Source organism: Rhodoferax saidenbachensis (genome assembly GCF_001955715.1).
GTDB lineage: Bacteria > Pseudomonadota > Gammaproteobacteria > Burkholderiales > Burkholderiaceae_C > Allorhodoferax > Allorhodoferax saidenbachensis.
The window spans coordinates 1,288,784-1,301,615 of record NZ_CP019239.1; the positions used below are offsets into that span (position 1 = coordinate 1,288,784).

Here is a 12,832-nt window from a genome sequence, read left to right on the forward strand (position 1 = left end):
CTTCGTCCCGTTCGGGCGGAGCACCTTCCGTTCGGGTTGAACAATCCCCGTTCAGGCCGCCCCACCCGCCCGTACGGGCTGAATACTCCCACCCGTTCGGGCTGAGCCTGTCGAAGCCTTTGAGTTCTTTTGAATTCAAAGGCTTTTTTCTTTGCACCCGCAGCAGCCCCGGGGTAAGCCCCTCCGCGAATGTCCTCCGCCCTGCGGGCTCCCCCTTTATTTCGCTGCGGGACTCACCCCGCGTCTGCTGCTCCATGTTTGGGCACAGAGTCGCTACTTTCAGTTTGCAAAATCACCCAAACGGGGGATGCCCAAAGCACAGTAATCGGGTCAGAATCACCTCGTGGCTAAGTCAAGCTACATCGGTCACAGTGCGGGGTTTGTCGCTATTTTTAATAGAGCAAACTATTCAATAGAGGTAAGGGGAAAGGTCGCTTCATATGGTTAGTCTCGCCACGTTATCTCGCAGTACCTTGCGGTATAAATTACGTTAGCCATCATGAAACGACCGCGTCTAGTTCGAGCCATGGGAGCTTTGGGTGTTGTGCTTTCCGTCATCGCAGGAGCCGTCGCGCTCGTCATGACACTTGGCTTTTCGTGCCACTACTTCCCGCGAAATTCGCTCCAGAGCATGTATCGGGACCTCGGCGTCGTTTGGATGGCGTCGCTGTACTCGGTCGCCGTTCTGGTTTCCGGTTCAGTTCTACCTTGGCGTCCTGCCCGCAATCCGAAGGTCGGCGGATCGGATGGCTAACTTGTCGGTCGACACGGACACGTTGCGGCAAGGGGCCGCACGGCGCCGTTGGAAATCGTGCACCGCGCGGCCCCTTGCCGCAACGCGCCGGTCACCTTCACGTTATGTTCCCGTTCCACTGAGGTTTTAAAAATGTTGTTCCGCCCGCCGCGTGCTTTGATTTCAAGGCTTGAAGCCGCTCTCCTTTTATGCATTTCGCTCTGCGCTAGCCATGTAGTGCACGCACAGGCACCGGCCGAGGCAGGCCCACCCAAATCGATCTGGCTGGTAAAGCAGCTTTCTTGCAATGGCTTTGTGGCGCACGAGATGGCCCGTAGTCCTGACGCCGCCGAAATTGGACGCACTGGCATCGTGAAGATTCCGAACCTGCAGATGGAATTCATTGTTCCGAGTATTCCGGAGTTGGCGGTGAGCTCGGTCAAGCTGGCTTTTGATGACCGTGGGCGGAAGGTCGTGGATCACTACGTGCTTCTCTCTCGGAATGACTTGGATGATCCAGTGGCGGCGGTGATGGTGACCGAACTTCCTTCTTCGGTTGACACACCTCAAAAGGCATTGGGAGCGGCGGTAGCTGGTGAACGTGACAACCTGCGGGGCACGTCCGCTCAACCGACGCTTGAGCGTATTAGTACTTCTTGGGGTGAAGGCTTGGATATCTTCGTACCGAACCGCATTGGTTCGCCCTGCTTCCCGGCAGCGCGTTTCAAATTGACCGCTGATTCGGAAACGAAGCCTACCATTAGCTTGAGCCGATTCGTCACTCTGCCAGGGCGACTGATTCAGTTTGCTCTTATCCTACCTGTCACGCCGGGAACACCGCTTGAGGCGCAAAAGGCGAATGCACGCCGGATAATGGAAATCTATGCAGCAGGACTGAGAGCGCGGTAGGTGCTCTACTAGGCTAGGCTTGATACCTCAGATGAGACATAACAGGTCGTTCGACGCGGATACGCAGCGCCATCGCGCTGATCAACGATGACGCTAAAGCATTCTTATCTACACGCGCCCAGACCAAACCAGATCAGAATGGTTAGGCGTTCTTCGATGTGACGAAATTTAGATAAAAAATGCCTGTAGCCCTCGTAGGTATTGTGCAACCAGCTATGAATTACATAGCAATCGAAGCCTCTAAGACCACAAACGCTCCAACCCACCCTCCGGCAAAAACCGCTTGTTGCGGATATACAGCCGCGTAGGGCCGGGCAGGGCGCGTTGGTGCACCGAGTGCTGCGGGTCGCCGGGGTAGCAAAGAAAAACTTCGCCGTTGTCCGTGTAGTTCTCCGGGCAGATACAAGGCGGCATCTGTTGCCGTGCGGCATGCAACACATCTGCAGCATTGTCAAAACGTGCCAGGTGCGCCAGGCTCATGATTTGCGGCGGGGCCATTTCGATCTCGCCGCGGTCGTAGCGTTGCAAGGCTTCCTTGGGTGTGAGCCACACGCTGGCGGTGGTTTCAAAGTTGTCGTGGCTGGCGACTTGGTTTGCAGGGGCCAGGGCGAGGAAGAAGCGGGTGTCGAAGCGCTTCTTGCTCAGCGCCGCCATGCGCGGTGTGACCCAGCGGCTCCAGGGCACCAGTTGGCTGGCTTGCAGTTGGGTTTCGGGGCTGGCCAGCCAGGCTTGCCAGTCGCCTGACGTGGCTCCGCAGGGGCGGCTGTTGCCTTGGGCCAGCAGCACGCCAGCTTCTTCAAACATTTCGCGCAGCGCCGCCACAAACAGACCAGCGGCGACGCTGCCTTCCAGTTCCGGTTCGCCCAGATGCTGCACCAATGTGCCCAAGGGGGTGTCCAGCGCGGCCAGCGCGGTGGGTGACTGGTCGTGGGCGTCGAGCTTGCCGCCGGGGAATACATAGGCTTCACCAAAGGTGTCGGACAGGCCACTGCGTTTCATCAGAAATACTTCAAGCCCTGAAGCGCCATCGCGCAGCAGGACAACGGTGGCGGCGTCGCGGGGTTGGCCGTCGGCGGGTTGCAGGGTGGCTTGCATGGGGGGTCTTTTCTGCTTTGCTTTTTGGTGAGCGATTGCTTGAATTAAAGTACGTCCAGCGGGCAAGGGCTATACGCACAAGCCCCTATGGCTTCGCCCTTCGGCAAGCTCAGGACAGGCCAAGCTCAGCCCGAACGGCTGTATATCAACGACAAAGAGGAAATAGCGATGAATCTGGATTTCAAAGGCCGTGTAGCCATTGTGACGGGCGCGGGCGGTGGCCTGGGTCGCCAACATGCCTTGGCGCTCGCAGCGCGGGGCGCCAAAGTGGTAGTCAATGACCTGGGCGGTGCGCGGGATGGCTCCGGCGGCTCGCTCAGTGCGGCCGAATCGGTAGTCGCGGAAATCCGTGCCGCGGGTGGTGAGGCCATGGCCAACGGCGCATCGGTGACTGACTTTGACGCGGTGCAAGCGATGGTGCAGCAGGCCGTGGACACTTGGGGCCGGGTGGACATTCTGGTGAACAACGCGGGCATCTTGCGCGACAAATCGTTTGCCAAGATGGAGCTGGCCGATTTCCGCCTGGTGATGGACGTGCACCTGATGGGCGCGGTGCATTGCTGCAAAGCTGTCTGGCCGCACATGAACGCACAGAAGTACGGCCGCATTCTGATGACCACTTCGTCCTCCGGTCTGTACGGCAACTTTGGCCAGAGCAACTACGGCGCGGCCAAGCTGGCGCTGGTGGGCCTGATGCAGACGCTGTCGATTGAAGGCGCCAAGAACAACATTTGTGTCAACAGCCTGGCGCCCACCGCCGCCACACGCATGACCGAAGACCTGATGCCACCTGCCGTGCTGGAGGCGCTCAAGCCCGAAGCCGTGGTGCCTGCCATGCTGGTGCTGGTGGCTGAGAGCGCGCCTACGCGCACCATCCTGTGCGCGGGTGCCGGCAGTGTCGAAGCCGCCCACATCACGCTGACCCAGGGCGCCTGGATTGGGCTGGACGCACAGTCGCCCGAGCGCCTGGCTGAGCAGTTGGCGCAGGTGCGTGACCGTTTGGGTGAAGCTGTGCCCGAGAGTGGTGCCGCACAGGGCTCTTTGGAAATTGCCCGCGCCACGGCCAAGCTCGGCTAAGCCCTACGACAGGTTCAGTGGCTCTCGCTGGGCGGCTGGTCCAGCGGCCCCAAATCAGAGGCCAGCGCCATGCGCTCGGCCTCGTCAATCACGGCGGCCGGGTCTGCGCTGCTGGCGGTCACCATCACAATGCCAATGCTGAAGCGTGGGCTGAAAGTGTGGTGGCCTTCGTCCATGCCCACCACGCCCAGTGGTTTGGCCATCAGGTAACGCAGGCGTGACACCGTGCGCAACACCAGCTTGGGGTGTTTGATGCTGGACACCACCACCACGAAACAACGTGGGTGGTACAGCCCCACCACACTGCGAAAACCCACAGCGCGGCGCACCCGTGCAGTCAACGCGGCCAGGATTTGCTGGTCCACATGGTGGCCCGCCACCTCGCCCAGTTCATACAGGTTGCGCAGGTGCAGACAGATCACCGCACATTGGGTGTTCATGCGCGCGCTGCGCCAGAAGGCGTCATCCACCTTGGACAGCAGGATGGAACCCTTGGGCAAACCGGTGGCCGGGTCCACTCCTTGCGCCAGCCCGGCCAGGCGCTCCAGCCGCCGGTTCATGCGGCCACGCCGGATGCTCAGCGAGGTCACGATCAAAAAGTAAGACACGGTGGAAACGGCAGTCAAGATCTGTAACGGCAGGCCAAGTGCGCCTGGCCGCAGTGCGTGACCGTACAGGCCTGCAATCATGAGCGCGAGGAACAGGCAGGCCAGCACCATCCAGCGTGCCAGCCGGTCCCCCAGCAGCGCCGCACGTACCGAGGCCAGTGTGGACAGCAACACGGCCACGCAACTGATCGCAGCGGTGACCACCATCAAACCCGCCGCATCGTGGGCGGAATACCCCAGTGAGAGCACGGCCAGAAAAACCGCTGCGATGACCATCAGCGTGGAGCCCCAGACGATGGTGTAGTGCACCACCGGGTCTTCTGCCGCCACACCCAGCCAGAGCCCGAGGTAGGTGAGTGCCAATGCGCCACACAGCGGCCCCAGGCTGACCTTGAAAACCAGCACCGGTATGGCGGGCAATTCAGGCAGCAGGAATTCGGGCAGCCCGGTCATCAGACCACAGCTGGTGCCCGTGAGCACGATAAAGATCAACCCGCGCCAGGAGCCAACGCTACGGCTGATGAGCACATCCGAGATCGCCATGGCCGCCAGGGTCAGCAGGCCCCCCAACATGGCACACCAGACGACAAGCTCGGAAGTGATCATGGTGCGGATTATTGCCCTGTGGCGGGGATTGGGCTAGGGCCTGTTCACACAAATTTCCCGCGTGTGAACAGGCCCTAGTGCTTGGTCGGTTCCGGCTTCAGTGCGTCCGCCCAGACACGGTGTGAGATATGGGTGCCCAGTTTGTCCAGTATCAAAGGCACAAACTCCGGGTGCACCTCATGGCCGATGAACGGCAATACTTCGGCCGTGATGTCGGTGTCCAGATCGCGCAGGTGGTGCGCCGCCAGGACGGTGTGGCTGTAAGGGATGACAGCATCCTGTTTGCCGTGCAAAAAATGGATGGTGCCGGGGTAGGTGCTGTGCGATGGAAGCTGGGCAAAACGGCCACTGATGGCCACCACCCGGCTCGCCAGTGCCGGTGGCACCTGGGTGGACTCCAGCGCCATGATGGCGCCTTGCGAGAACCCGATGAGCGCCGTGGCTTCGGGCCCCAGGCCTGCTTGCGCCTGCCAATGCTGGATGCAGTCGATAAATGCGGGCATGGCATCCGCAATGCGGCCGAGCCGGTTGTCTTCGGTGATACCGGCCACGCTGAACCACTGAAAGCCGCCGGGTGCGTGGCTGGGGTAGGGCGAATTCACAGAAACTACCATGGCCTGCGGAAAACGTTCGGCCAGTTGCTGGCCCAGCGGTCCCATGGACCGGGCGTTCGAGCCTACGCCGTGGAACAACAGGATCAGTTGTGCCGGCTGGGCGGGGTTTTGAAGGATGAGTGCGTCCTGGGGCATTGAAATCTCCGCTTTGACTGCAATCTACAACGAATATGGCAATGGTCCGGGCTGTGTGCAGAAAATTTCAGCCTGTGTTACCTTTGCGCCGCACAAAACGTAGAAGGGCCATTGGCATGGACAGTTTCACAGAGGCCCTTGGCACTCTTACCCCCCAGCGCCTGCTGGGTATTCGCCGCGGGGTGGAGAAAGAAAGTTTGCGCGCACTACCCACAGGGGCGTTGGCCATGACACCGCACCCGGTGGCGCTGGGCTCGGCGCTCACGCATCCGCATATCACCACGGACTTCAGCGAATCGCAGGTGGAGCTGATCACCGGCGTGCACGCGGGCGTACAGGAGTGTGTGGACGAGCTCACGCAGGTGCAGCAGTTCACTATGGCCGCATTGGGCGAGGAAATGTTGTGGGTGTCCAGCATGCCCTGTGGCCTGCCCACCGGTGAACAGATCCCGATTGGCCAGTACGGTGTGTCCAATGTGGGGCAGTCCAAAAGTGTCTACCGCATGGGGCTTGGCTACCGCTACGGGCGTCGCATGCAGACCATTTCCGGCATCCACTACAACTGGTCGTTGCCCGATGTGTCCAGCGATGCCTACTTCGGGCTGATCCGCAACTTCCGCCGCCACGCCTTTTTGCTGCTGTACCTGTTTGGCGCTTCACCAGCCGTGTGTTCTACCTTTGTGGCGGGACGCCCGCACCAGTTGCAGGCGCTCAGCGCCAACACCATGTATTTACCCTATGCCACCTCGCTGCGCATGGGCCGATTGGGCTACCAGAGTGATGCACAAACATCGCTCGCGGTGAGTTACAACAACCTCGAAGGGTATGGCGACTCCCTTCAGGATGCGTTGACGCGGCCGTATGCGCCGTACCAGTCCATCGGTGTGCGCGGCCCGGACGGCGCCTACCGCCAGTTGGGCACCAGCCTGCTGCAGATCGAGAACGAGTTCTACGGAACCATCCGCCCCAAGCGCGTGATCTTCCCAGGCGAGCGGCCGCTGCATGCGCTGCGCGAGCGCGGTGTGGAGTATGTGGAAGTGCGCCTGATGGACCTGGACCCGTTTGAGCCTGTGGGCATCAACAGCCAGACCATGCGTTTTCTCGATGTGTTCCTGCTGCACTGCCTGACCGCGGAGAGCCCCAAGGACACACCTTCCGAAATTGCGGCATTGGCGCGCAACCAGCACCGCGTGGCCGAGCGCGGGCGCGAGCCGGGGCTGCAACTGGAGCGCGGCGACAGCACCATCGGCCTGCAGGACTGGGGGCTGGAGCTGGTCAAGGCGCTGACACCCATTGCCCACCAATTGGACGCGGCCCATGGTGGCACGGACTATGCGGCTGCGGTGGATGCAGCGTGGCAGTCCTTGCACCACCCCGAAACACTGCCTTCTGCGCGCGTGTTGCGTGTCATGCAGGAACAGTTTGACGGCTCGTTTGTCGCGTTTGCACGGGCCCAGTCGGTGGCAACCCGCCAGGCTGTGCTGGATGCACCGCTGGATGCCGGTGTGCGCGCTAAGTTTGAACAGCAATCGCGCAAGTCCCTCGAAGAGCAGCGCGCCGTGGAAGCGGCAGACACCATGCCTTTTGATATCTACCTGCAGGAATACCTCTCGCCCCGGCGCCTGGTGGCGGGCAAGGGTCGCTAGGGTCGGTTCACAGACCCCAGTAAAAAAGCGCCGCTTGCGTAAGCAAGGGCGCTTTTTCTTTCAGGCCACACAGGGTGGCCTGTGGGTGCGACTTAGGCAGCCTTGCGAGCGGTGCGAACCACTTTCTTGACAGCGCGCTTGACCGTGGCCTTGACCTTCTTGCCGGCAATCTTGTCAGCCAGGGTGGCGGACTGGGCTTCCAGCTTGGCAGCCGCCTTGGTCAGGCTTTCCGCGGCAGGCACAGCGGCCACAGCCAAGCTGTGCAGGGCGGTCACGCCCAGGGCCTTTTCGAAACGGCTGGCGTTGGCGGCAACTTGTTGCACGCCCTTGCCGGCCAGTTCCACTGCCTTGTTCACGGCGGTGTCAGCACCGTCGGTGGTCAGGGTCACGCCTTGGGCGTAAACCGAAGTCACTTTCTTCTGGGCAGCCAGGGCGTTGCCACGCACTTCGGCGCTCAGGCGGGTACCGGCTTTGCTCACAGCAGTGGCCCAGCTCTGGTCCACGTAACCCACAGCGCGGGCATTGCCGACGCGGTAGGCGTTGATCACGTTCTTGGCGGTGTTGCCGTAGGAAGCGATCAGTTCGTTGGTGACGGTGGAGAGTTTCTTGTTAGCCATGGTGATGTCCTGGGAGTTGAGGGAAAAACGGGAGAACGAAACGGATTCTCACGATTCACCCTAGTGGGGACACCTTAAATCCCGTGCATTTCCTAGAGCTACGCCCCTAGGTTGTGCGGCTCGACAACCAGCCGGCCACCTCTTCGGCAGGCATGGGTTTGCCATGCAGGTAGCCCTGAATCTCTTCACAGCCCATCTCTTCGAGCAGGGCGTGTTGCTCTGCCGTCTCCACACCTTCGGCAATCACGGAGAGCCCCAGGCTGTGGGCCAGAGAGATGATGGCGCCCGCAATGACGCGGTCATCACGGTCGGTGCAGATCTGGCGCACAAAGGACTGGTCGATCTTCAGCACATCCAGTGGGAAGCGTTTGAGGTAGGCCAGGCTGGAGTAGCCGGTGCCAAAGTCATCAATGGCCAGTTTGAGTCCCATGGCCTTGAACTGGCGCAGCAGGTTCAGCGTGTGCTGCATGTCCAGCATGGCCGTGCCTTCGGTGATCTCCAGCTCCAGTTGTTCGGGTGGCAGGCCGGTGCTGTCCAGTGCCTGCTGCACGTGGCGCGCCAGGTGCGGATCACCAAACTGCCGCAAGGACAGGTTGACCGCCACGCGCAATGGGGTGGTGTGTGTGGCTTGCCAGCGCACCGCCTGCTGGCAGGCCTCCTGCAGCATCCAGGCACCCATGCGGACAATCTGCCCGTTGTCTTCGGCGAGCGGAATGAACTTGGCCGGCGATACCAGCCCCAGCGTGGGATGTCGCCAGCGCATCAGCGCTTCAAACCCTTTGATGGCTGCGCCTTGGGCCGTGACCTGTGGCTGGAAAAAAGCCGCCAGTTCGCCCCGATCCACGGCGCGGTGCAGGTCATTGTGCAAACGAAAGGTCGAGGTCTGATCGGGCGTCGCACTCGCGTCGTGCAGGGCAATGCGCGGGCCGGTCTGGGCGCGTGCTGCGGCCAATGCCAGGTCCAGCCGCGCCAGAACCACTTCGGCACGCTCGCCGGTCTGCAACTGGTTGCAGATGGCCACGGAGATGGTTGGGAAATGTTCCTCACCGGCAACGCGTACCGGCAGGCTCATGCCTGCCAGCAGGTGGGCAGCGATTTCGCGGTGGGCCAGTGCGGCGGGCCAGCGGGGTGTGAGCACGGCCAAGCGGTCATCACCCAGGCGTGCAATGCTGCAGCGCCCGGCGCTGACCAGTGGCTCGGCTTGGGTGAGTGTTGTGAGGCGCTGTGCGAGCAGGCCCAAGCATTCGTCCACCGGCCCGGCGCCCAGCACCTGGGCAATCTGCGCCAGGTTGTCCAGCCCGATGGCCAGTAACGTGATTTCTTCGCCCGTGTCGGGTGCAATGCTCAGTGCATCCTGCAGCAAGAGCAGAAAGTGCGCGCGGTTGGGCAGGTCGGTGACCTTGTCGTAATGCAGCAGGTGGTGGGCCTGCTCTACGGCACGGCGGCTGGCGATGTGTTGCAGGGCGGCCTTTTCCAGTTGGGCCTGGATGCAGGTCAGCAGTTCGTCGCGCTGGAATGGTTTGGTCAGGTAGTCGTCTGCGCCCAAGTTCATGCCTTCGCGCACGTCGACGCGGTCGGCCTTGGCCGTGAGCAGGACGACGGGGGTATGGGCGGTGGCTGGGTCGCTGCGCAGGGCGCGCACCAACTGGTGACCTGTCATGCGCGGCATCATCACGTCGCTCAGGACGATGTCCGGCTGGTGGGCGCGCACCAGGGCGAGGGCTTCCTCGCCGTTGGGCGCGGCAAATACCGTAAAGCCCTCCATGCCCAGCAGCAAGGACAGGTTGCTGCGGATATCGGGCTCGTCTTCCGCAATCACAATGGTGGCGCTCACGGGGTGGGTTCTTTCTCTAGGGCCTGTTCACACTATTTTTGCAAGTGCGAACGTCGTTAAAACAGCGCCAATCTAGGCGCGCGACGACGCCCAGACTGGCCGTCTGGGCTAGGAGTGCAACAACGATTGGCACTGTTTTAACCCCGTTCCCTTCGGGTTGTGGCCAAAACTGCCATGCGCGGCGTTGCAAAACCTTGCCGGGGGGATACCCCGGCTGTGTTTCGCGCCTTGCGCATGACAGTTTTGATCCGCAACGCATCTTGTAAAAATAGTGTGAACAGGCCCTAGTGTGCGGGATGTTGGCATGTCAGACCTTGACGATGAAGCGGGTGCCCTTGCCGGTGCCGCTGTGCACCTGGATTCTGCCGCCGTGCAGGTCCACCGAGTTTTTGACGATGGCCAGGCCCAAGCCGGTGCCCTGGATATCGCCCACATTGCTGGCGCGGTGGAAGGATTCAAACAAGTGCGGGATTTCTTCGGCCGGAATACCGATGCCCTGGTCCGACACTTCCATGACCCATTGCCCGTCTTCGCGTGTCACCCGGAAGCGCACTTCTCCGCCTTCGGGCGAATACTTTATGGCGTTGGAGAGCAGGTTGCCAAAAATGTGGCGCAGCAGCTTTTCGTCAAACAGGCCGACGGAGGGCAGATCGACAAAGTCGCTGACCAGGGTGCAGTGGGTCTTGGGGTGCTGGGTGCGTGCATCGTCCATGAGGGCGTGGCACAGCGGGATCAGGTCGATCTCACGGGGCTGGAACTCCAGCATCTGCGCATCGACTTTGCCCAGCAGCAACACGCGGTCCAGCATGCGGGTCATGCGGTGTACGCTGTTTTCAATGGTTTGCACCACCTCGGCCTTGTCGGCCGCGGGCAGGCGGTCGCCGTAGTATTTGAGCAGTTCGGCCGACGACAGGATGGTGGCCAGTGGCGTGCGGAACTCGTGGCTGGTCATGGCCACAAACCGCGAGCGAAGTTCGTTCAGCTCTTTTTGCTGCTCCAGCGCGGCCCGGGTGCTCTGTTCGGCCTTGATGCGCTCGGTGATGTCCAGAAAGGTCCAGATGATGCCGGAGTCCGGGTCGCGGTCGCGCACACAGCGCCCGGCCATTTGTACCCAGAGGATTTCGCCGTTGCGCCGCTTGAGCGGGCGCTCGTTGGTGTAGGTGCCGCTAGAGACCATGGCCGCGCGCTGCTCTTCGCCCCAGCGTTCCCAGGTCTCGCGGTCGGAGTGCACCATCAGGGTGGACTGGCCGATCAGCTCTTCGCGCGTGTAGTCCACCATCTCGGCAAACTTGTCATTGACCCACTGGTGTTTGCGGTCCACCGACAGCACGATGCCGACCAGCGCACTTTGCAGGATGGCTTCACGTTCGGAGGAGGTGCGTTGCAGGTCGGCCTCGCCCTGTTTGCGTTCGGTGATGTCGGAGAAGAAGGTCAGCGTGGCGGGGGTGCCGTCCCAGGGGACGACGGTAACGCCTATATCAATCCAGCGCACCACGTTGTCTGGCAGCAGCAGGCGAATTTCATAGCGGTTGGGAATTTCCTCGCCCGCCAGCCGGCGCTTGCGCCGGTCGTCCACCATGGCGTGGTCATCGGGGTGGATGCGGTGCAGGTAGCCCTCGCGCAGCAAGTCCTCGCGTGTCATTTGCAGCAGCTCGGCTGCGCGGAAGTTGGCAAACACAAAGCGTGCGTCCTGCACCACCAGCATGCCTTCGCCGGAGTGCTCGATCACCGCGCGGTAACGTTCTTCCGAGCGGTGCAGGGCCTGTGTCATGGCCTTGCGTTCGGTCACATCGGAGAAGAAGGTGATGGTGGCAGGCTGGCCATTCCAGGGCACGACCGACACACCCAGCTCGATCCAGCGCACGCTGCCGTCGTCAAACAGCAGGCGCACCTCGTAACGGCTGGGCACTTCTTCACCCGCCAGGCGGCGGTTGCGGCGCTCCTGGATCAACTTATGGTCATCGGGGTGCACGCGGTGCAGGAAGCCCACTTTCAGAATGGTCTCGGGGTCCATGTGGGTGAGTTCGGCCGCGCGCCGGTTGGCATACACCAGCCGGTCACCTTGCAGCACCACCATGCCCGAGTCCACATGTTCGATCACCGCGCGGTAGCGTTCTTCGGAGCGCTGCAGCGCTTCCTGAATCTGTTTGCTTTCGGTGATTTCGGAAAAGAAGGTCAGCGTGGCCATACCCCCTTCCCAGAACACTGGCTTGGGGCGGATGTCGAGCCAGCGCTCTACACCGTCGCGGCCGACGTGGCGTGCCTCGTAGTGGGTGGCGATGGTGCGGCCCTGGGCCAGGTTGGCGCGCAGCTCCAACACGGCGGCGCGGTCATCCGGGTGGATCCAGTCCACCGGGTCGGAGCCAATGATGTCCTCATTGGGAATACGCAGGATGTCGCTGGCCTGGCGGTTGGCAAACACGATGCGGTTGGCCTTGGCCACAAACATGCCTTCACCCAGGTGTTCCACCACAGAGCGGTAGCGCTCCTCGGAGGTGCGCAGGGACTCCTGGGCGCGGTGGCGTTCGGACACATCACGCACCGAGGCGCCGAAGCCTCCACCCAGTTCTCTGGAGATGTTCCAGATCGAGAGCTCGATGGGGAAGATGCGCCCATCCTTGTGCTGGGCCTCGATCTCGATGATGCGGTTGAGCACCCGGGCCTCCCCGGTCTGTACGAAGCGGCGCATCCCCTTTTCATGGGCCTCACGGTACTGCGCGGGAATGATCAGGTCCGACATGCGCTTGCCCATGGCTTCTTCGCGCGCCCAGCCCAGCACACGTTCGGCGCCGGGGTTCCAGTCGGTCACCATGCCTTCGGTGTCCATGCCCAGAATGGAGTCGGGCGCTGACCCCAGCAGGCCTTCGAGATGGTTTTCGCGTGCCTGCAACTGGCGCACGGTGTCAGCCAGTGTGCTCGGGTTCTGCGGCGGCTGGCTGTTGTTGGGGTGCATGCGTC

General features: G+C 61.8%; 9 protein-coding genes. 3 read left to right on the forward strand and 6 right to left on the reverse strand.

From position 1 onward, the window contains the following. The first annotated feature begins 886 nt into the window (after window positions 1–886). The gene (locus RS694_RS06155; RefSeq protein ID WP_029706891.1) at window positions 887–1,642 is read left to right on the forward strand and encodes a hypothetical protein; all 756 of its coding nucleotides are present in this window, start codon (window positions 887–889) and stop codon (window positions 1,640–1,642) included. Window positions 1,643–1,882: 240 nt separating this feature from the next. Here the strand turns inward: RS694_RS06155 and RS694_RS06160 are convergent, their stop codons facing one another. After that, the gene (locus RS694_RS06160) at window positions 1,883–2,737 is read right to left on the reverse strand and encodes an NUDIX hydrolase (RefSeq protein ID WP_029706890.1); all 855 of its coding nucleotides are present in this window, start codon (window positions 2,735–2,737) and stop codon (window positions 1,883–1,885) included. Between the two features lie 168 nt (window positions 2,738–2,905). Here RS694_RS06160 and RS694_RS06165 point away from each other — a divergent pair, with 168 nt between their 5' ends. Then, window positions 2,906–3,814 (forward strand): SDR family oxidoreductase, encoded by a 909-nt coding sequence (locus tag RS694_RS06165; protein ID WP_029706889.1) that lies wholly within the window; start codon window positions 2,906–2,908, stop codon window positions 3,812–3,814. Between the two features lie 14 nt (window positions 3,815–3,828). Here RS694_RS06165 and RS694_RS06170 read toward each other — a convergent pair whose 3' ends face one another. Both RS694_RS06170 and ypfH read right to left on the reverse strand, forming a co-directional pair. Beyond that, window positions 3,829–5,028, reverse strand: coding sequence for a GGDEF domain-containing protein (locus RS694_RS06170; RefSeq protein ID WP_081708581.1), 1,200 nt, complete (start codon window positions 5,026–5,028; stop codon window positions 3,829–3,831). Window positions 5,029–5,102: 74 nt separating this feature from the next. Continuing rightward, on the reverse strand, window positions 5,103–5,777 hold the full coding sequence (gene ypfH, locus RS694_RS06175) for an esterase (protein ID WP_037246935.1): 675 nt from the start codon (window positions 5,775–5,777) through the stop codon (window positions 5,103–5,105). 116 nt (window positions 5,778–5,893) lie between these two features. On the opposite strand from ypfH, the gene gshA reads away from it, so the two are divergent. Continuing rightward, window positions 5,894–7,423 carry a glutamate--cysteine ligase gene (gshA, locus tag RS694_RS06180; RefSeq protein ID WP_029706885.1) on the forward strand — a complete coding sequence of 510 codons (1,530 nt, stop codon included), beginning with the start codon at window positions 5,894–5,896 and terminating at the stop codon, window positions 7,421–7,423. 92 nt (window positions 7,424–7,515) lie between these two features. On the opposite strand, the gene RS694_RS06185 is transcribed toward gshA, so the two are convergent. The 3 genes from RS694_RS06185 to RS694_RS06195 all read right to left on the reverse strand — a co-directional run bounded on the left by RS694_RS06185 (window position 7,516) and on the right by RS694_RS06195 (window position 12,827). Then, on the reverse strand, window positions 7,516–8,040 hold the full coding sequence (locus RS694_RS06185; RefSeq protein WP_051391782.1) for a hypothetical protein: 525 nt from the start codon (window positions 8,038–8,040) through the stop codon (window positions 7,516–7,518). A 106-nt stretch (window positions 8,041–8,146) separates the two neighbouring features. Continuing rightward, on the reverse strand, window positions 8,147–9,874 hold the full coding sequence (locus RS694_RS06190) for a putative bifunctional diguanylate cyclase/phosphodiesterase (protein WP_051391781.1): 1,728 nt from the start codon (window positions 9,872–9,874) through the stop codon (window positions 8,147–8,149). 307 nt (window positions 9,875–10,181) lie between these two features. Then, entirely contained in the window at window positions 10,182–12,827 is a 2,646-nt protein-coding gene (locus tag RS694_RS06195; protein ID WP_029706879.1) for a PAS domain S-box protein, read from the reverse strand. Window positions 12,828–12,832: the final 5 nt, after the last annotated feature.